This is a genomic window from Enterococcus moraviensis ATCC BAA-383 (assembly GCF_000407445.1).
Classification (GTDB): Bacteria; Bacillota; Bacilli; order Lactobacillales; family Enterococcaceae; genus Enterococcus_L; species Enterococcus_L moraviensis.
On sequence record NZ_ASWB01000002.1, the window covers coordinates 647,368 to 668,102 of the forward strand.

General features: G+C 35.6%; 20 protein-coding genes and 1 other annotated feature. Of the genes, 18 read left to right on the forward strand and 2 right to left on the reverse strand.

Going from position 1 to position 20,735, the window contains the following annotated elements:
• Positions 1 to 419: 419 nt before the first annotated feature.
• The 4 genes from I586_RS09055 to I586_RS09070 all read left to right on the forward strand — a co-directional run bounded on the left by I586_RS09055 (position 420) and on the right by I586_RS09070 (position 5,713).
• On the forward strand, positions 420 to 1,739 hold the full coding sequence (locus I586_RS09055; protein WP_010765443.1) for a PIN-like domain-containing protein: 1,320 nt from the start codon (positions 420 to 422) through the stop codon (positions 1,737 to 1,739).
• Between the two features lie 463 nt (positions 1,740 to 2,202).
• Positions 2,203 to 3,381 carry a hypothetical protein gene (locus tag I586_RS09060; protein WP_010765442.1) on the forward strand — a complete coding sequence of 393 codons (1,179 nt, stop codon included), beginning with the start codon at positions 2,203 to 2,205 and terminating at the stop codon, positions 3,379 to 3,381.
• Positions 3,382 to 3,761: 380 nt separating this feature from the next.
• On the forward strand, positions 3,762 to 5,423 hold the full coding sequence (locus I586_RS16950; RefSeq protein ID WP_010765441.1) for a MucBP domain-containing protein: 1,662 nt from the start codon (positions 3,762 to 3,764) through the stop codon (positions 5,421 to 5,423).
• Between the two features lie 104 nt (positions 5,424 to 5,527).
• A complete protein-coding gene (locus I586_RS09070) occupies positions 5,528 to 5,713 on the forward strand; it encodes a hypothetical protein (RefSeq protein ID WP_010765440.1) in 186 nt (61 codons plus the stop codon).
• Between the two features lie 99 nt (positions 5,714 to 5,812).
• On the opposite strand, the gene I586_RS09075 is transcribed toward I586_RS09070, so the two are convergent.
• Positions 5,813 to 6,556: a hypothetical protein gene (locus I586_RS09075; protein WP_244147879.1), complete on the reverse strand. Its 744-nt coding sequence runs from the start codon at positions 6,554 to 6,556 to the stop codon at positions 5,813 to 5,815.
• A gap of 238 nt (positions 6,557 to 6,794) precedes the next feature.
• Here I586_RS09075 and I586_RS09080 point away from each other — a divergent pair, with 238 nt between their 5' ends.
• From I586_RS09080 to I586_RS09105, 6 genes are all read left to right on the forward strand, one after another.
• Positions 6,795 to 7,979 carry an FtsW/RodA/SpoVE family cell cycle protein gene (locus tag I586_RS09080; RefSeq protein WP_010765438.1) on the forward strand — a complete coding sequence of 395 codons (1,185 nt, stop codon included), beginning with the start codon at positions 6,795 to 6,797 and terminating at the stop codon, positions 7,977 to 7,979.
• A gap of 18 nt (positions 7,980 to 7,997) precedes the next feature.
• On the forward strand, positions 7,998 to 8,354 hold the full coding sequence (locus tag I586_RS09085) for an arsenate reductase family protein (RefSeq protein ID WP_010765437.1): 357 nt from the start codon (positions 7,998 to 8,000) through the stop codon (positions 8,352 to 8,354).
• The gene (locus tag I586_RS09090; protein ID WP_010765436.1) at positions 8,354 to 8,689 is read left to right on the forward strand and encodes a glycine cleavage system H family protein; all 336 of its coding nucleotides are present in this window, start codon (positions 8,354 to 8,356) and stop codon (positions 8,687 to 8,689) included. Before I586_RS09085 ends, I586_RS09090 begins: the two co-directional genes overlap by 1 nt.
• A gap of 48 nt (positions 8,690 to 8,737) precedes the next feature.
• Positions 8,738 to 8,982, forward strand: a binding site (T-box leader).
• A 244-nt stretch (positions 8,983 to 9,226) separates the two neighbouring features.
• Positions 9,227 to 10,264, forward strand: coding sequence for a methionine ABC transporter ATP-binding protein (locus I586_RS09095; protein ID WP_010765435.1), 1,038 nt, complete (start codon positions 9,227 to 9,229; stop codon positions 10,262 to 10,264).
• Positions 10,254 to 10,943, forward strand: a complete 690-nt coding sequence (locus I586_RS09100; protein WP_010765434.1) for a methionine ABC transporter permease — start codon at positions 10,254 to 10,256, stop codon at positions 10,941 to 10,943. The genes I586_RS09095 and I586_RS09100 overlap by 11 nt, the downstream gene beginning before the upstream one ends.
• A 36-nt stretch (positions 10,944 to 10,979) precedes the next feature.
• On the forward strand, positions 10,980 to 11,831 hold the full coding sequence (locus I586_RS09105) for a MetQ/NlpA family ABC transporter substrate-binding protein (protein WP_010765433.1): 852 nt from the start codon (positions 10,980 to 10,982) through the stop codon (positions 11,829 to 11,831).
• Positions 11,832 to 11,903: 72 nt separating this feature from the next.
• On the opposite strand, the gene hemH is transcribed toward I586_RS09105, so the two are convergent.
• Positions 11,904 to 12,848 (reverse strand): ferrochelatase, encoded by a 945-nt coding sequence (gene hemH, locus I586_RS09110; protein WP_010765432.1) that lies wholly within the window; start codon positions 12,846 to 12,848, stop codon positions 11,904 to 11,906.
• 327 nt (positions 12,849 to 13,175) lie between these two features.
• On the opposite strand from hemH, the gene sufC reads away from it, so the two are divergent.
• The 8 genes from sufC (at position 13,176) to I586_RS09150 (ending at position 20,732) form a co-directional block, all read left to right on the forward strand.
• Positions 13,176 to 13,946 (forward strand): Fe-S cluster assembly ATPase SufC, encoded by a 771-nt coding sequence (gene sufC / locus I586_RS09115; RefSeq protein ID WP_010765431.1) that lies wholly within the window; start codon positions 13,176 to 13,178, stop codon positions 13,944 to 13,946.
• A 14-nt stretch (positions 13,947 to 13,960) separates the two neighbouring features.
• A complete protein-coding gene (gene sufD, locus I586_RS09120) occupies positions 13,961 to 15,247 on the forward strand; it encodes a Fe-S cluster assembly protein SufD (protein WP_010765430.1) in 1,287 nt (428 codons plus the stop codon).
• The gene (locus I586_RS09125; RefSeq protein ID WP_010765429.1) at positions 15,244 to 16,479 is read left to right on the forward strand and encodes a cysteine desulfurase; all 1,236 of its coding nucleotides are present in this window, start codon (positions 15,244 to 15,246) and stop codon (positions 16,477 to 16,479) included. The genes sufD and I586_RS09125 overlap by 4 nt, the downstream gene beginning before the upstream one ends.
• Complete coding sequence (sufU, locus tag I586_RS09130) at positions 16,466 to 16,933, forward strand: Fe-S cluster assembly sulfur transfer protein SufU (protein ID WP_010765428.1); 468 nt, start codon at positions 16,466 to 16,468, stop codon at positions 16,931 to 16,933. Before I586_RS09125 ends, sufU begins: the two co-directional genes overlap by 14 nt.
• A gap of 195 nt (positions 16,934 to 17,128) precedes the next feature.
• Positions 17,129 to 18,523, forward strand: coding sequence for a Fe-S cluster assembly protein SufB (sufB, locus tag I586_RS09135; protein ID WP_010765427.1), 1,395 nt, complete (start codon positions 17,129 to 17,131; stop codon positions 18,521 to 18,523).
• Between the two features lie 244 nt (positions 18,524 to 18,767).
• Positions 18,768 to 19,058, forward strand: a complete 291-nt coding sequence (locus I586_RS09140) for a TIGR04197 family type VII secretion effector (RefSeq protein WP_010765426.1) — start codon at positions 18,768 to 18,770, stop codon at positions 19,056 to 19,058.
• Entirely contained in the window at positions 19,055 to 19,441 is a 387-nt protein-coding gene (locus tag I586_RS09145; RefSeq protein WP_010765425.1) for a DUF3958 family protein, read from the forward strand. Before I586_RS09140 ends, I586_RS09145 begins: the two co-directional genes overlap by 4 nt.
• Complete coding sequence (locus I586_RS09150; protein WP_010765424.1) at positions 19,431 to 20,732, forward strand: LXG domain-containing protein; 1,302 nt, start codon at positions 19,431 to 19,433, stop codon at positions 20,730 to 20,732. The genes I586_RS09145 and I586_RS09150 overlap by 11 nt, the downstream gene beginning before the upstream one ends.
• Positions 20,733 to 20,735: the final 3 nt, after the last annotated feature.

Consider the following 20,735-nt stretch of genomic DNA (forward strand, 5'->3'; position numbering starts at 1 on the left):
AAAATGAGCTGTCATACTATGATAGTATTTTAAGCTTGTTATAAGTGTAGGGTTGCTATCTTATGACTTGATTTTAGATTTGAAAAATGAAATCAGTATGTCTAAAAGGATTGAACGTGATAAACAACATAGTCAAAGAGAGATAGATGTACAACGAAAAAAGAGGTTGGGTATTAGTATTAACGAATAATTATGATATATATACAGTCAGAAAAAAGAAAATCAAGAAAAGGCTTTAATTAATCTTAAACAAAGTATATAATTAAATTGTTAAATTGGAGAAAATACTAATTGAATAGATGGATTTTTTGAAAAGATAAAACTAGGATAAAACATTCATACTCGTTCATATTTTGTGAAAGTTTTTTCAATTTTATAATAAATGTATCGTTAAGTTGTAATTTGGAGGGATAGATTGAATGAAAGAGTTATTTAGAGAGTTTTATTTTAAGCCGTCAATTGATTTTGAAAATCTAGATTCTAAAACATTAGTTGTCCTAGATACAAATGTATTATTAAATATTTTTAGATATTCTATAGAAAGTAGGAAGTTACTTATTTCTTCTATAGAAAAAATTGCAAACAATCTCTGGGTACCGTATCTAGTTGCGTTAGAATATAATCTTCATCGACAGAGTATAGTACATACGATGAGGAACCAAAAAGAGAAATTTGAAAATGAGCAAAATCAAGTATCAAACCAATTTTTGGAATCTTTGAATACCGCTTTGGATGATGTTGGACAAAATATAAAAAGTACTGATGAAAATGATGTTCGTCAAAATATTAAAGAAGAAATTGCTAAAATTTTTGATCCTTTTTTGAAAAATACAATTGCTCCTATATTAAATAAAGAGTTTGACCTTATAGGTGAAGTAGAGGATCAAAGCGACATTCTTGCGGATATCCTAGAAAATAAAATTGGAAAGTCACCTTCTCAAGACTGGATAGATGAAATTCAAAAAGAAGGAAAAATTAGGTACGAGCTTCTTTGTCCTCCAGGGTATAAAGACGATAAAGATAAAGATGGAAAGATAAGAAAATATGGAAACTTTTCTTATGAAACGAAATATGCGGACTTGCTGATTTGGAATAGCATTTTAGAACATGCTAAAGAAGGTAAGTATGAAACGCTAATTTTTGTTTCGGACGACGTAAAAGAGGACTGGATTTTTAAAGTAAATGGTAAAACTATTGGTGCAAGAGTTGAGCTGAAAAAAGAAGCGATTGAAGTAGCCGATGTTGATTTAATTATTCATAACACTAATAGTTTTGTTTATAAAGTTGGATTGAGTAAAACAAAGGAAGAAATTGCTAAAACCAGTAATAAAGATAAAACGAATAATAATGATATTTTTATTGTCAATGAAGTAAAGCCAAAAGAAAGATGGATACGAAAGTCGGGAGAAATGAACTCTATAGATTATTTAGATCATGCATTGCGTATGGCAAATAGAGAAAAGGCTAAAATGCTTAGTCTTAAATTTGAAACAGATAAAGTTATCTCTGATGAAAAAGATGCAACTGTGAGATCTATGAATAAAATGTCTTTTTATTTATCAAGAGTAGAAATGCCTTTTTTAAATAGAATAATTGCCGATATAAATTATTTGTCAATTAATGTAGATAACATTGAAGCAATAGATAAGTATATTTTTTTATTGGACAAAGCAATCCATTATATGCGAAATTATATGGAGAGAGAAAGTTATAGACTTGATATGAATGAAAAATGGTAAGAAGTGCAAGAATGTTTTTAGTAATAAAATGTCTAGCTTGTCTTGTTGTTTGATTAAAAAATAGGTTCAATGTTAAGACAAATTATTGTCTAAAATGTAGTTTAAAAATCAATAATAGGAATAAACGAAATATAATGGATACTGGTTTAATGGCATTTATAGAAATGCTACTAGATGAAAGCGACTCGTAATAAATCTAAGTCTGCAAATTTTATATGCGTGTTAAATTTCAATGCTTCCAAAATGGAATCGATTGTAAAGAGACTAATTGGGTATAACATTGTATTGACATTTTTCAAGTACAAGTTGATTTAAGGACTAAATAAGCATGAGCCTAATTTTTAGGCTTTTTTTTGTGACAAAATATATTGAAAAGGTGCAATGATAAGAGAAAAAAATGGAAGCAGCAGCTATCGGACTATTTAAGTAAGAAAACAAATTTAAAATAAAGAGGGATAAAAAAATGACTATATCACAATTGAAAAAAGAAGATGAATTGGAATGTCTTCAAAGAGTTATAAATTCTGGAAAAAAGCTGCGAGGAAAAACAAAACAGATAGTTAAAATGTTAGACGGCGAGGATATCTATAGAGAGGATAATGAGCGACCAGATTTTGTGAGGTTACTTCCAGCTAAATCAAAAAAACAAAAAGACATGATTATCGGAATAGAACATTTTCGCGTGGATCACTTATCTGTAAAGAAAAAAGACGGTAATATTGCATCAACTGGAATTGTCTTTCGGAAAGAAATTGGGGGAGTGTATGATAGATGGCATAGCGTGGTAAAAGAAGAGGACACCATTTCTGAAAAAGCCATTGAGGATATGATGAAAACAATTTCAAACCAGGTTTTACGTGTAAAGCAAGCTAATTATCATACATTTCTGGAGTCTTTTAAATATTCATTAAACAAACATTTGAAAAATGTAGACGCTTATAAAAAAAATCTCAGTAAAATTGATGAGGAAAAAACAAATTTAGTTTTTTTGATTGAAGTTCATACAGAGTTCACCAATTTATATCTTAGTAATAAAAAGAGAACAAAAAAGAATGTATCAGGTTTTATGCCACTATTTCGAGATGTTGTTGATTTGTTGGAATCAATTGATAAAAAAGTTCTAGATTATATTGTATTATGTTTGGGAGGGACAATACATGATGAAAATGTAGAGATTCTCGCTTTTCATACTGGTGACATAGAAAAGCAATGTGAAAGACAACATATTCCGATTTATGAATATGCAGGGGTGGATTGTCTTCTTACTGATTTTCAGTTTATGAACAACGATATTCAAAGTGAACAATCATTTTCTATTAATGATGAGAAAATAGATATGGAATTTAAATATTCTCAAAAAACTATATCTGATGAACAAAAGTTAGATTTGCTATTTTTTGCAATTGCAAGAGCTTACTATGCAAAAAAAAATAATTTGAATTATGTTACAACGAATGGTGTATTATATTATTTAGATGTTTTTGGCGATGCCATAATTGGGTGGGAGAATCCAGAAGGAGAAACAGAAAGCTGGAAAATTAGACCTATTCAGCAACGAATAGATCCTCAAATTATTTTTGAAAGGACAAAAGAGTTTGAGGAAAGATGGAAACTAGATGAAGATGTAAGTTATTTATCTTAAATAAGAAATGCCTAAAAAATGCCTAAAGTAGCTGTAAAAGCTTACAAAATTAATAAAATAAATAAAAACTTTATTAATTTGATAAGGTTTATAAGTTTTGAAAACTCTTCAAGTCACTCGTAACGCGTAGGTCGTAGGTTCGATTCCTACAGCTGGCATTTATCAAAAATAGGCATACCGACTCGGTGTGCCTATTTTATTTTTGTCTTGCAATCAGTTTAGTAGCTAAATGACTGGTAAAAATCTAATTACTGCGCAAAATCAATCAGACCGCTTAAATGTGTTTTATTCTTTCATCTTACCAAAATAAAAAAGCATAAGCGCTAGAAATCCTGTGTTAGTATTTCATTGGTAAAATAATTAAAAGTGAGAGGTTACGGATGAAAAAAATTTTGTGTTATGCAGGGTTTCTATTTTTGGTTTTTTTGATGATTTATTCTTCGGAGGCATTTGCGCAAGGGAATGTTTCTAGTTCGGGGATAACAACTTCCGATGACGGAACGGATTATGTTACTGTTGGAAGTAAGTTTCATAATATATTTTCAGAACCCACCGAGATTGAGTTGAATCAAAATAAAGTAGTCTATTTTCGACAAGAATTAACAGTTAATAATGGAACAATGACAAAATATTTAGCAAAATTTTTCAATCAAGATAATATAGGGAATTCGTGGTTTCAGTTTACATCGTATCCAACCGTCACTAAAGGAAGTGCCCAAATAACGTATACGACAGATGGAATAAATTTTACTGAAACGCCTCCAGAGCTAAATGATTTAATTGGCTACAAGATGGAACTGACCCAAAATATTGTTCATGCAGATAATGAAAATAATAGAGAAGCTGATTTGCTTATTTCATTTACTATGGCACCAAGAGCTGATTTCATTATACAAAATAATGGGCTGGATAAAGAGATTGTACCTTTTAGTGGAGGATATGATTCTGGCGGATATGGAACTTATTATGATTGGCGTTTTAGAAGAGGAGTAAAATTTACAAATAGTCCTGTATTAGGTGAAGATGTTGAGGTTTCTTATGAAGATGATAATGGCTTAGAAATCCATGATCCTCTATTAATCAAAGGGAACATAGGCGATAGCTATGATGCTACAACTGAGGAGTATCAGTTGACCATTCCAGGATATACGTTAAATCAAGAAAAAATACCACTCAATACTGTTGGAACGATCACCGACACAAAACAATTCGTAAACTATGTTTATAGCAAAAATCCAGTCCAAGCATCAGATATAACGGTAAAATACCAAGATGACAATGGCAATAAACTAGCTGATGACGTAGTAAAAACAGGAATGATAGGGGAGGCATATGCCACAGAACAAAAAGAAATGGATGGCTACATTTTTAAAGAAGTCTTAGGGAACGCTACAGGATTCTTTACAGATCAACCTCAGACTGTAACGTACGTTTATTCCAAAGTTCAAATGGCAAATGTAACAGCAAAATATCAAGATGATTTAGGGAATAAGTTAGCAGATGACGTTATAAAAACAGGAACAATTGGTGAACGGTATCATACAGAACAAAAAGAAATCGAGGGGTATAGCTTCAAAGAAGTACAAGGAGATAGTACAGGTCTATTTACGAGCACCTCGCAAACAGTAACCTATGTCTATACAAAAATGCCAATCAAGATGTCAAACGTAATCGTACATTATGAAGACAGTGCTGGAAATAAACTATCAGAGGATGTCACAAAATTAGGGTTATTTGGTGAAAAATTTACAACAGAGTTAAAAACGATCGTTGGGTATACATTTAAAAAAGTCCATGGAGATATGACAGGTACATTTACTGATGCAACACAAGTGGTTACGTATATTTATGAGAAAAATCACACTAATATTCCTGCTAAGAGTGAGCCTAGTGAAGGCAGTAAGCAATCAGCGGAATTATTGCCGCGAACAGGTGAAACAAAGAGCTATTTACAATCTGTCGTATTGCTAGGCTATGTATTAATTAGTATTGTTGTTGCAATTTGGTTGTTGGCCCATATGGAGCAACAAAAAAGAAAGTAAACATGGATTCTCCTCATAACTCAAGTCTCAAAACACAATCTTTGTAAAGTTATAAAAAAAAGCCTAAACTAGACTTATAACGAAGTATATAGGAGGAATGCACCATGTCAGAAAAAATTGATAAAATCAATAGATTAGCCAATGAAGCAAAAAAAGAAGTTGAACGCTTAGAAGATAAACGTCAAGAAAATCTTGGAAACTCTATCAATTATATTGAAAATGAATTGCAAATCCAACGGCTATATGCTCAAATAGAAGCGTACGAAAAAGTATTAGATGTTGTAAAATAATTCAATACTAACAGGCTAGGCAAAACGATTTTAGTTTTGCCTAGCCTGTTGTTATCATTAAGACTTGGTGGAAAAGAGAATTTCCTTATCAGAACACATTTAATAGTCAGCTTCATCGTAAAGAAGAAATTTTCTTCGGTTGATTAAATCAGTAGCACCTAAAAATTCATTCGTTTTTTCATATTGAAATGTGATATAAGGAATCTGTTCTTTGTTTGGGTACAACGTACTGGCTGTTTTGTCTTGAATTAGAAAACCGATCGTATCCATATATTTTTTCTTCACACTATTACGTTCATACTTTACATCTAAGGGCACTATTACGCGTAAGCTTCGGTAACTATGATATTTTTTCTCGATTTTGATAATCATATTTTCAGATGAAGCAACGATTTCTTCTAAAAGTGCGGGCATTGCATTGTTGATTTCTTCTTCTACTAACTGATCTTCTTCCTTTTTGGCCACGAATTTACTGTAATCAACATTCACTTGATATTGAATCTTTTCTTTTTCTTTGTAAGATGAAAAAGAAACGTCAGTAGTAGGTTCTTTCCCATCTATAAAAATATTTCTCCAAATAAATGTCCCGTCTTTATCGATTTTGAGAATACCTCGTGTTCCTTGAGTACTGATGCCGTTTTTAGTTTGGAGGACATTAGCAGAAAAACTACTATGCTTGGCTTTTCCTGTAATCTGAAATTGTCCATTTTCATCAGATTCAATCGTATCCGTATCGAGTGTGACCCAGGGCTCTGTTGAGACTTGCGACTCTTTTTCGACATTGTTTTCTTTCCCACATCCCCCAAGTGATAAAAGAAATAAACTAATTACTAACAAATACATCTTCTTCAACCATATTCATCTCCTTCAACGTGTATTATATATTCTTTTAAAGTAACAAAGCAATGCAAAATTAAATGAGCGCCACAAAGTTTGATGAAAAGACGCTAAAATGAGTAGCCAAATTTAACAATTAGGGTTGTACTTTAAAGTTTTTCCAAAATCATCAAGACTATACTTTCTTTTCTTCTTGTAGAAAGTTATAATAAAAAGCGTATGATTTAAGGAAAAGGGATGACGAATGAATAAAAATAAACTAATGCGTAACTTAGATAATAGAATTGATTATGGTGTGATCTTACCTGTGTTTCTTCTTTCGATCATCGGGATACTGTCACTTTATGTAGCATTAAGTAATGATCCAAATCGACCAGAAATAGGCAATATGTTGATGAAACAAGGCTTATGGTATTTAGTCGGCGGGGTCAGTATTGTGATCGTCATGCATTTCAGTTCGAAGCTCCTCTGGCGATTGACGCCTGTGTTTTATGTAATTGGGTTGATCATGATGGGCTTGCTTTTAAAATTCTATGACCCATTTTTAGAATCACAAACAGGTTCTAAAAACTGGATCAGCATAGGTGGAACAACTTTTCAGCCTTCAGAATTGATGAAAGTCGCGTTCATTTTGATGCTGGCATACGTTGTGACCATGCATAATGTGAAGAATGTGAATCGAACGATAAAATCCGATTTTTGGCTGATTGGTAAGATGTTATTAGTTACAATGCCTGTTATTATTTTGATTTTACTACAAGATGACTTTGGAACAATGTTGGTTTTCTTAGCAATTTTTGGCGGAGTATTCTTGATGTCAGGGATTTCTTGGAAAATCATTCTACCCGCATTTTTAGCGGCCATTGTATTGGGAGCTGGAACAATTTATTTAGTAACAACCGATACTGGACGGGAATTTCTTTATTCAGTTGGCTTCAAGCCGTATCAGTTTGATCGGATCGATTTATGGATGAACCCATTCCATCATGATCCAGACCGGTCATTCCAACCAGCTTTAGCGATCACTGCTATCGGTTCTGGCGGATTGCTTGGAAAAGGATTTAATGTCAGTGATGTGTATGTACCAGTTAGAGAATCAGATATGATTTTCACTGTTGTCGGTGAGAATTTTGGCTTTATTGGCGGATGTTTTATTATTTTGCTATACTTTATTTTGATTTACCGTATGATTCGTGTATGTTTCGAGACGAACAATGAATTTTATGCGTATATCGCAACAGGGATCATTATGATGATTCTTTTCCACGTATTCGAAAATATTGGAGCGAATATTGGCCTTCTACCGTTAACAGGGATTCCATTACCGTTTATCAGTCAAGGTGGTTCCTCTATTTTAGGCAATATGTTAGGCGTAGGCTTGATCATGTCGATGAAATATCAAAAAGAAGCAACGATTGAAGACTATTAATTGAAAGAAGGCGTTAAAATGTACACATTTTTCTGGTATCCAAAATGTTCGACTTGTAAGAAAGCAAAGGTTTGGTTAGATGAGCATCAAGTGAAATACGAAACGATTGATATGATTGAAAATCCACCAACAGCAAAACAACTAGCAAGTTGGATGGAACAAAGTGATTTGCCAGTCCGCCGTTTCTTTAATACAAGCGGTATACGTTATAGAGAACAAGGCTTGAAAGATAAAGTCAATGACTTTTCTATAAAAGAAGCAAGTGAATTATTAGCAACGGATGGTATGTTGATCAAACGCCCTATTTTTGTCAAAGGGGACCAATTTTTAGCAAATGGATTTAAAGAATCTGATTATGAAGGAGCTATTCAATAATGGCTGAAGAATTGAAAATAATCGATAATTTATGGGTTTTAAAAACAAACGAAGGCTATAAAATCGGCCTAACAAATGAAACTCAAGAAGATTTGGGAACCATCACATTTGCAACAATGCCTAAAGTTGGGCAAACAGTTAAAAAAGGTGATTCCTTGATCGAATTGGAAGCTGAAAAAGCTGTAAGTGAATTTAGTACACCAATCAGCGGGTTGATTGTCGCAATTAATGAAGCGGTTGAACAAGATACGAGTGTACTAGACGATCCCGATCAAAAAAACGCTTGGATTGCTGTTTTAACAGATGTTGACGAAGCAGAATTAAATCAAGCATAATAATAATTGACAAGCTATATAGATATTGCTATAATTTCATCAATAAAAGTAAAAGCTTTGAAAAGAAGAGTACATGTCAAAAGTGTTAGAAGAGAGCCTTGTTCGCTGAAAATGGGCAACATGATTGAGATGGAAGATGGTCTTTGAGCGGAATGAGTGAGCAGAAGTGAACTTATTACGGGAGTGCCCGTTACAGCACAACAGTATGCGAGTTCAAGTACTGTATAAGGCTATTATTGTGAAATAATGGTAAATCAAGGTGGTAACACGAAAGACAAGCTTTCGTCCTTATGTCAGATCAATGACAAGGGGGCGGAAGCTTTTTGCATGTTCAACACCCGTTTACAAAGTAAAGTGATGTTGAACAATACTGAGCGAACGAAGTGAGAGAAGCTTCCTTATTAGTGAATGACATTCCAAGCAGTAGAGTGATCAAACTGGAGTATAAAAAAATAATCTACCAGCTATTTCACAACGCAAAGCAAATCATGTAGTATAATAAAAAGAAGCAAAACCAGAGAAAGTGGAGGGGAAAAAATGCCTCTAATTGAATTGCAACACGTACAGAAACAATTTTCCGGAAAAAGTGGACACGTAACAGCTGTTAACGATGTTTCACTAACAGTCGAACAAGGTGATATTTATGGAATCGTTGGGTATTCAGGTGCTGGTAAAAGTACTTTAGTCCGCTTGTTGAATGGATTAGAATTGCCAACACAAGGTGAAGTCATTATTCAAGGGCAGAATGTAGCACAGATGGCAAATCGTGAGTTACGCCAATTCCGTAAAAAAATCGGTATGATTTTTCAACATTTCAACTTATTATGGTCTAGAACGATTTTAGAAAATATCATGTTGCCTTTAGAATTAGCGAATGTTCCTAAAAACGTGAGAAAAAATCGCGCTCAGGAACTGCTAAGTTTAGTTGGTTTAGAAGGGCGTGGAGATGCTTACCCAAGTCAATTATCAGGTGGGCAAAAACAACGAGTAGGTATTGCTAGAGCATTAGCTAATAATCCTGAAATCTTACTCTGTGATGAAGCGACGAGCGCTTTAGATCCGCAAACAACAGATGAAGTGTTGGATTTACTACTAGAAATCAATAAAACATTGAACTTAACAATCGTGTTGATCACCCATGAAATGCATGTGATTCGCAAAATTTGTAATAAAGTTGCTGTAATGGAGTTGGGACAAATCGTTGAAGAAGGCGATGTATTAGAAGTCTTTAAACATCCTAAACAGGCGGTTACAAAACGTTTCGTTCAACAAGAATTGGAACCGAAAGAAGATACTGAAGAGTTATTGCAAGAATTGATCAAAGAGAATCCAGCAGGATTAGTAGCAACCCTTCAATTTAGTGGGGATAATGCGAATGAACCAGTTATTTCACAAGCTATCCGTAAATTTGCTGTAGACATCAATGTTGTACAAGGACAAGTCCAACAAGCCAAAGAAGGCGCATTTGGAACATTAACAGTGATGGTAACGGGAACAGCAAGTGAAGTAGAAAAAACGTTGCTATTCTTTAAAGAAAAAGAAGTTGGTTTGGAGGTGATTCACCATGGCGAATGAGACATTTGTTGAAAAGTACTTGGATTTTAGTCGGGTGAATCCAGAATCAATGAAGCAGGCGGCAATTGATACGTTATTTATGACAGTTGTTGCGATGATTTTTGTTATTATTATTGGCTTTTTGTTAGGCCTATTACTTTATAGCTTGAGCCGTAATAAATCGCCTTATGCAAAAGTTTGTTATAGCATTTTATCGGTTATCAGCAATATTTTCCGCTCGATTCCTTATATCGTATTGATCATTTTACTGATGGATTTCTCAAGAAAATTAGTTGGAACTGGGATTGGAGCAACAGCAGCCATTCCGTCGTTGATCGTATCAGCAGCACCATTTTATGCACGACTTGTTGAAATCGCGTTCCGTGAAGTAGACAGTGGTGTTTTAGAAGCGGCAGATGCGATGGGGGCCTCTAAAATGCAAAAGATTTTTAAAGTATTGATTCCTGAAAGTATGCCAGCGTTACTATCGGGTGTGACGCTTACGACAATTACAATGATTGGATTTACTGCAATGGCAGGAATCATTGGTGGCGGTGGTCTTGGTGGATTAGCGTATCAAGAGGGGTTTAGCCGTAACAATAATACTGTTACATTAGTTGCAACAGTTTTAATCTTGGTTATTGTGTTTATTATTCAATTTGTCGGTGATCAATTAGTAAAACGATCTGACAAACGATAAACAATCAAAATAGAAAAACAATTGGAGGAAATAAATATGAAAAAGAAATTATTCGGTTTAGCAGCATTGGCAGTGGTCACGCTTGGACTAGTTGCTTGTGGTGGGGCAAAAGATAAAACAGATGACAGTAAATCTGCAGGATCAGACAAAGAATCTTCTGTCTTAAAAGTCGGTGCGTCTGCTTCGCCCCATGCAGAAATTTTAGAACAGGTAAAACCAATTCTTAAAAAAGAAGGGATCGATTTGGAAATCGTTCAATTCGATGACTATATTTTACCAAATAAGAACTTAGCTGAAGGGGATATCGACGCAAATTACTTCCAACATATTCCGTACTTTAATTTACAAGTTAAAGAAAACAAGTATGATTTCGCAAATGCTGGTGGTATTCACATCGAGCCAATGGGCTTATACTCAAAACGTATCAAAGATATCAAAGACCTAAAAGATGGTGCAACGATCATTACATCAAATTCAGAATCTGACTGGGGTCGTATTATTACAATTTTACAAGATGCTGATTTAGTAACGGTTAAAGATGGTGTTGATTTAGAAACAGCAACATTTGAAGATATTGATAAAAATCCTAAGAACTTGAAGTTTGTCCATAATATCAATCCAGAAGTATTGACAACAACGTATAATAACGACGAAGCAGATCTAGTAGCAATCAATGCAAACTTTGCGTACAGTGCAGGTTTGAATCCTTTGAAAGATTCACTTTTACTAGAAAAAGACAATTCTCCATATGTAAACATTGTAGCTGTTCGTTCAGAAGATAAAGATAGCGACAAAATCAAAAAATTAGTGGATGCATTACACAGCAAAGACGTACAAGACTGGATTCTTGAAAAATGGGATGGATCAGTTAAACCAGTCGAAAAATAAATATTTTTATTATCATTTAACGGAAATTTAAAGAGCTGAGAAATAACCATTGAGTTATTTCTCAACTCTTTTTTAATGATTTTGAACAATTTTTTCCAAAATATCAATTAATTCAGGATCTTCATTAAATGGATGGATGTAACGGAAATAGTCACCACCATTTTCAATAAAATAGCCACAGTTCTCTTTTTCAATTTCTTCTACGGTTTCCAAACAATCTGAAACAAATCCTGGAGTGAGGATCAAAATATTTTTGACGCCTGTTTTTGGTAGTTCTTTTAATGTCTGGTCTGTGGCTGGAGTCAGCCATTCTGCAGGTCCAAATTTTGATTGAAATGTACTGATAAAAGGAACATCCCCTACTCGATCCATCACCGCTTGGGTCGTTTGTTGGCAGTGTTCCAAATAAGGATCTCCTTTTTTTACATACGAAACTGGAATACCATGATAAGAAAAGATAATCTTATCCACTTTTTTTTCGGATAACGCCTGCTTAATTTGATTTGCTAAAGCATCAATATATAATGGCTCATCATAAAATGATTGAATAAAATGCAAACTGGGGATCGCTTCAGCATTTAAATAAAATTTCGCCACTTCGTCGAAAATCGGTGCTGTGGTGGTTGTTGAATACTGTGGATACAATGGAATAACGGTTAAATCGGTCACGCCTAGAGTATGCATTTCTTGTAGAACTTCTGGAATTAGCGGCTTACTATAAGACATAGCATAACGAACGACTTGATCAGGAAAACGTGCTTGCAATTGTTCAGCTTGAGATTTCGTATAAATCAATAAAGGAGAACCAGCTTCTTCCCATATTTTTTGATAGAGCGCCGCAGACTTCTTTGGTCTAGTTCGTAAAATAATACCGTGTAAAATAGGCAACCAAATAAAACGATTTGTATCAATTACCCGTTTATCTCCTAAAAAACGTTTTAGATACGCACGAACTTCTTTTGTTTCTGGTTTATCTGGCGTGCCAAGATTGACGATCATGATCCCTTTTTTCGACATAAAATACCTCTCTTTAAATGGCTGGGACAAAATGTTTTTTGTTCTAGTCAAAATTTTTCTAAAATCGTTGTAAATTATCTCACAAAGATAGAAGGAAATCAAAATGTTTAGGATGATATTTAACGATATATGATGAGTAAAACATACAAAAAAGAGAAAAAGAGAATGCAATCCATTTTAGAAAGATTCTAATTAAGTCCATTTTTTCACAAAGAAAACCTAGACTAAATAAGAATTATTCTAGTAAAGAGATTGCTTATCATTCTCAATTAGGATAAAATGAATGAGAACGATAAAATAATTATTTTAAGTTGGAGGGAATTGTACATGTCCGTTTTAGAAATTAAAAATTTACACGTATCAATCGAAGATAAAAAGATTTTAAAAGGGGTTAACCTGACGATGAAAACAGGTGAAATCCACGCAATCATGGGGCCAAACGGAACAGGTAAATCAACCTTATCTGCGGCCATCATGGGAAATCCTAATTACGAAGTCACAGAAGGCGAAATCTTGTTTGATGGCGAAAATGTCTTAGAACTTGAAGTGGACGAACGTGCCCGTTTAGGTTTATTCCTTGCAATGCAATACCCAAGTGAAATTCCAGGAATCACGAATGCTGAATTCATGCGTGCGGCAATCAATGCCAAACGTGACGAAGATAACAAAATTTCAGTGATGGAATTCATCAAAAAATTAGACAAAAAAATGGATCTACTAAATATGCCGGAAGAAATGGCTGAACGTTACTTAAACGAAGGCTTCTCTGGTGGAGAAAAGAAACGTAATGAAATCTTACAATTATTGATGTTAGAACCAACATTTGCAATCTTAGATGAAATCGATTCTGGTTTAGATATCGATGCCTTAAAAGTTGTTTCAAAAGGCGTAAACGAAATGCGCGGTGAAAACTTTGGTGCCTTGATCATTACTCACTATCAACGCCTATTAAACTACATCACACCAGATGTGGTGCATATCATGATGGAAGGCCGTGTGGTGAAAACTGGCGGTGCTGAACTTGCGAAACGTTTGGAAGCAGAAGGCTATGCAGGCATCAGCCAAGAATTAGGTATCGAATACAAAGAAGAAGCATAAGGAGGACAAGATAAATGAAGGAAATAACAACAGCGAATTATCTTGACGACATCAACGCTTTTTCAGCCCGTAACGAAGAACCTACTTGGATGACCGACTTACGTGTAGCGGCTTTAGAAAAAGCTGAAAACTTAGAATTACCAAAGATCGAACGCGTGAAATTTCACCGTTGGCCTTTGTTTAACGTGAATACTGAAGAGTATGCACCTGAAACGATGAACATCCCAAGCTTTGACGCAATGAAAGACAATCCCGTGATCGTGCAACAAGGATCGATCACAGCATTTGAACAGCTTTCAGCGAAATTAGCCGATCAAGGGGTGATTTTCACTGATATGTTTACAGCCTTGCAAGAACATGGCGATTTAGTCAAAGAATATTATATGAATAAAGCAGTTGAAATGGATGAAGATAAATTAACAGCATTCCATACAGCCTTTATGAATAGTGGTGTGTTCTTATACGTACCGAAAAATGTTGTTATCGAAGAACCGATCGAAGCAATCTTTATTCAAGATTCAGCGAGTGAAGAATCGTTCTTCAAACATGTCTTGATCGTAGCGGACGAACATAGTGAGTTTAGCTATTTAGAACGATTCCAAACAATTGGCGATCAAAAAGTTAAAGTGTCAGCGAATATCGTGGTTGAAGTGATTGCAAAAGCTGGTGCAAAAGTGAAATATTCAGCTGTCGATCAATTAGGCGAAAATGTTTCAACGTACATGAATCGTCGTGGACATATCATGCGTGATGCATCAGTTGATTGGGCCTTAGGTGTAATGAATGATGGGGACGTGGTTGCTGATTTTGATTCTGACTTAGTAGGCGAAGGCTCTCATTCAGAAGTCAAAGTTGTGGCAATTAGTGCTGGCAAACAAACACAAGGAATTGACACTCGTGTAACCAATAAAGCCTCTCACTCAGTGGGCCATATTTTACAACATGGGGTTATTCGTGAACGTGGTACTCTAACATTTAACGGAATCGGTCATATCCTAAAAGGAGCTAAAGGGGCAGATGCCCAACAAGAAAGTCGTGTCTTAATGCTTTCTGATAAAGCCCGTGGTGATGCGAACCCGATTTTATTGATTGATGAAAATGAAGTAACCGCAGGACATGCAGCCAGTGTTGGTCGTGTTGATCCAGAAGAAATGTACTACTTAATGAGTCGTGGGTTACGTAAAGATGATGCGGAACGTTTGGTTATCCGTGGATTCTTAGGTTCAGTCATCACAGCGATTCCTGTAAAAGAAGTACAAAAAGAATTTGTAGACGTAATTGAAGGGAAGTTGAATGCATGATAAACGCAGATAAGATTCGGCAGCAGTTTCCCATCTTGTTTCAAGAAGTAAATGACGAGCCGCTTGTTTATCTGGATAATGCAGCAACAACTCAAAAGCCTAAAGCAGTTTTAGATAGACTGACTTATTATTACGAACACGATAATGCTAATGTCCACCGTGGTGTGCATACGTTGGCAGAACGTGCCACGAAAGATTATGAAGCCGCTCGTGAAAAAGTTAGAGCCTTTATCAATGCCAAAGAAACAGCAGAAACGCTCTTTACCCGAGGCACAACGACGAGTTTAAACTGGGTTGCAAAAAGCTACGGCGATTTAGCGGTTGAAGCAGGGGATGAAATCGTGATTTCCTATATGGAACATCACTCTAATATTATTCCTTGGCAACAACTAGCGGAACGCAAAGGCGCAACCTTAAAATATATCGAGATCACAGCAGATGGCTTTTTAGATATGGAAAGTGCGAAACAACAAATCACGGATAAAACCAAGATTGTTTCGATCGCGCATGTATCCAATGTTTTAGGCGTGATCAATCCAGTGGCAGAGTTGGCAGAGTTAGCTCATAGTCACGATGCTGTCTTAGTTGTCGATGGTGCTCAAGCTGTACCACATATGCCAGTGGATGTGCAAGCAATCGATGCCGATTTTTATGCGTTCAGTGGGCATAAAATGTGTGGTCCAACTGGAATTGGTGTTTTATATGGAAAACGTGAATTACTAGATCAAATGGAACCCGTGGAATACGGTGGTGAAATGATCGATTTCGTGAATTTGTATGATAGCACGTGGAAAGAACTGCCTTGGAAATTTGAGGCAGGAACACCAAATATTGCTGGAGCAATCGCTCTAGGTGCGGCAATTGATTTTCTAACAGAGATTGGTTTAGAAAAAATTCATCAACATGAAGCTGAATTAGTAGCTTATGTGTTGCCAAAACTATTGGCGATTGAAGGTCTGACGGTTTATGGACCGCAAGATCCAGCTCATCATACAGGGGTTTTGGCATTTAATTTAGATGGCTTACACCCGCATGACACAGCGACGGCTTTGGATATGGAAGGAGTGGCAGTTCGTGCAGGACATCATTGCGCGCAGCCATTACTAAAATATTTAAATATTCCAGCGACAGCTCGTGCAAGCTTCTATCTTTATAATACCAAAGCAGATGCTGATCGATTGATCGAAGCAATTTTAGCGACAAAGGAGTTTTTCCAACATGGCTCTATCTAGATTAGATAATTTATACCGTCAAGTGATCTTGGATCATTCAAGTCATCCTCATCATCATGGAACATTGGCAGAATCAAGCAAGAAAATCGAAATGAATAACCCAACTTGTGGCGATGTAATCGAATTGCAAGTGGCTATTGTAGACAATGTTATTAAAGATATTGCCTTTAGCGGAAGTGGGTGTTCGATTAGTACGGCGAGTGCTAGTATGATGACAGATGCGGTGATTGGGAAGACATTAGTCGAAGCAGAACAGTTGGCTGAAGATTTTTCTCAGTTGGTACAAGGAAATGAAGTGCCCGAAGAAGAAAAACTTGGCGACGCAGCGATGCTTAGCGGCGTAGCAAAATTCCCAGCACGAATCAAATGCGCAACACTTGCTTGGAAAGCGTTAGAACAAGCAGTTGAAAATGACGGACAAGGAACCGCAGGACAATTACACTGCGAAGAATAGAAAATTAGTGAGAAATCAAATAACTCGAAACTAAACGTTTGATTCTCAACCTAAATTAATCAGTGAGAAGTCAAGCAGGTTCTCGGCTGTTTCCTAAAATAATCAAAATCCAAAAAGCGGATTGTGCTTATTTTAGTCCAACAGCTCGAACCTAAACGCTTGATTCTCAACCTAAGAAAGTGAGCGTGAGATAATTTGAGTACTGTACCTGAGTTAGAAGAATATCAATTTGGTTTTCATGATGATGTGAAACCGATTTTCAGTACGGGAAATGGACTAACAGAGGAAGTTGTTAGAGAAATTTCACGTAAAAAAGAAGAACCAGAATGGATGTTGGAGTTCCGTTTGAAATCATTGGAGCAATTCAACAAAATGGCTATGCAAGAATGGGGACCAGATTTATCTGATATCGATTTTGAAAAAATCAAATATTTCCAAAGAGCCAGCGACAAACCTGCTCGTGACTGGGATGATGTACCAGATAAAATCAAAGAAACCTTTGAAAAAATCGGGATTCCAGAAGCAGAACGTGCCTATCTAGCTGGAGCTTCAGCGCAATATGAATCAGAAGTTGTCTACCACAACATGAAAGAAGAATTCCAAAAATTAGGAATCATCTTTACAGATACCGATTCAGCGTTGAAAGAATATCCTGATATATTCAAAAAATATTTCGCAAAATTAGTCCCACCAACAGATAACAAATTAGCAGCACTAAACTCAGCAGTTTGGTCTGGTGGAACGTTTATCTATGTGCCGAAAGGCGTTCGTGTGGATGTGCCATTACAAACCTACTTCCGAATCAATGCGGAAAACACAGGACAATTTGAACGTACGCTGATTATTGTAGATGAAGGCGCAAGTGTTCATTACGTAGAAGGCTGTACAGCACCGACGTATACAAGCAATAGTTTACATGCAGCGATTGTTGAGATCTTTACTCATAAAGATGCCTATACACGTTATACAACCATCCAAAACTGGTCTGATAACGTTTATAACTTGGTAACAAAACGTGCCAAAGCTTATGAAGGCGCAACAGTTGAGTGGATCGATGGAAACTTAGGTGCTAAAACAACGATGAAATACCCAAGTGTTTATCTTGATGGAAAAGGTGCTCGTGGTACAATGCTTTCAATTGCATTTGCTGGCGAAAACCAAATCCAAGATACAGGGGCGAAAATGATTCATAATGCACCAAACACATCAAGTTCGATCGTTTCTAAATCAATTGCCAAAGACGGCGGTGAAGTGAATTACCGTGGTCAAGTAACGTTTGGTAAAGACAGTGCTGGCTCGATTTCGCATATTGAGTGTGATACGATCATTATGGATGATAAATCGAAATCTGATACGATTCCGTTTAATGAGATTCATAACAGTCAAGTGGCGTTAGAGCATGAAGCGAAGGTTTCGAAAATTTCGGAAGAGCAGCTTTATTACTTGATGAGTCGTGGGTTGACTGAGGTTGAGGCGACTGAGATGATCGTTATGGGATTTGTGGAGCCGTTTACGAAGGAATTGCCGATGGAGTATGCGGTTGAACTTAATAGACTGATTTCTTATGAGATGGAAGGGTCTGTGGGTTAACCTTTTAATATGTGCTAGGAACACTGATATATCAGTGTTCCTAGCCTTTTTAATTTTAGGCGAATCATTAAAGGGTATGTATTTTCACTCATTTAATATTTTATGTGCATTATTATTTATAATTTCTTTATATTTATATATAAGTATTCATTTATAGTTCCTTTTTAATCCATTTTTCATATTTATAGTTTGTCTATTATATGATAAACTAAATTATACAATATGATAATTAAGGAGGAACAAAATGGCTATTAATAGTAATTCAAGTATTGCCGGTGGTATTTCGGCTTCTTTTAGTCAGTCTGCTAGCGCATTAAATAGTATAAGTGTTTCTGTATCAGCTTCTAGCACCAATGTTTCTGGCAATGCACCAGCTGTACAATCAATTAATAACTACCAACAAGGATTAGCAGCATTATCTACTAGTGTTGTTTCTGCGGGCGATAATATTCATTCCGTTGCGAAAGAATTTGAACGAATCGATCAGAATATTGCGCAATTGACAAAATTTAATTTTCCAGGAGGGTTGTCATGAGTCAAGTCCAGAAACAACAAGAATTTGATCAAAAAAATTATCAGTTCAGGATTCGTTTGGAACAACTCCAAGAGGATCAGTTAGATATTAGAAAAGAGCAACGCTACATAGAAGAGCAACAAGAAGAATTTTTTCAACTACAACAACAAGAACAGGCTGTTTATGATTTTGTCTTAGGAAACTGTGAAGCAGACGAGCGAGCTTTCTTTGAAGAAAGAGGAGATGAGGGCCTTCATCTCGCTAAAAAAGCCCAACGAGAATTTGATGAACAACTCCTTCAGCTAAAAAAAGATGAACGTACATTGTTTGATCAAGAAGAAAATCTAATGGCAGAACAACAAGCTTTTTGGAAGAAGCCGGAGGCCAAAGAAAATGGGTCTTAAATTTTACGTGAGTGAAGCACAAGCACGATCATCACAAGCTTCTCAATTGACTAATCAAGCAAATCAGGCTATTACATCATTACAAGCAAGCATTCAACTGTTTTTATCTGCACCACTTTCTAGTAAGGCCTACGATTCAGCGAAAAGCTATTTTATGGTTGCTTATACACCGTTATGTCAATCTGCTATAATGACAGGTGAAGCGTTGGAAAGTGCGCATAAAAAGTTTCTTAGTGAATATCAAGGAACAGTAAGTGGGATTGATACAGATGAAGATTTGATTTTAGAAGAGATCAATCAGTTTGAGCAGTTAAAGCAGCGTATAGATCACCAAATGAGTACAGCTAAAACACCACGACCAGACTTAGAACGGAGATATATCAATGCCTGTGAAAGTATTGATAAACGTCGAGAAAAATTAGAAAAGTTTCATGCCTACGATGATCAATCAGCAAGTTTCTTTTCAGATTATGAAGCGAGTCAACAAGAATTTAATACAGGTTTGGCGCAGGTAGCCAATTCTAAAGCGTGGAATCCAGCAACAGGGACTTTTGATTTGAAACGTTTAGACATGATATGGGCAAAACCTATTCATACACGTTGGAAGCAACGTGAAAAAATGAAACAACAAGTGAAAGATGCACGAGTAAAACAAGCAATTGGTCAATTAGATGGATATGAAATCGTTAAAAATGAATTAGGTCATTGGTATCTAATGAAAAATGGTAAAATTGTTTCACCAGATAAATATCCAGAACTATATGCACAATTGGAAATATGTAAGGATTCTTTAAATGAAGATCAGTACAGAATCCAACAAATAAAAATAATGAGAAATGAAATGCCCCTTGCTCCTGGATTTGGCGGCATATTAGGGAATTTAGGAAAAGCTGGAAAAATAGCGGATGCTATTAAAAAAGGGACTGGAGTGCTTAAAGCAGGGCAGTCTATTTCGGATATAATAAATAATGCACCTAGCATTTCATTGAGTGGTTCTAGTACTGATGAAGTAGAGATTGAAATACCTAAAAATGTGCAAAGAAAAATTAAAAAGCTTTCTCCAGAACAAAAAAAAGCATTAGATGATGCTTTAGATAAATTGAAAAAGGGAGAACTTGATGGTTCTGGTTTGAATGATCACGCTTTAGGACACAACAGAAGTGGTGAAAGAGCTATTGATTTAAAAGGTGTGGGGAAAGGAAGAGGTCAAGGCAGAATAACATACGAACGAGATAGCAATGGAAATATTAAAATTACTGATATTACGACGAAACATGATTATAAAAAATAAGGA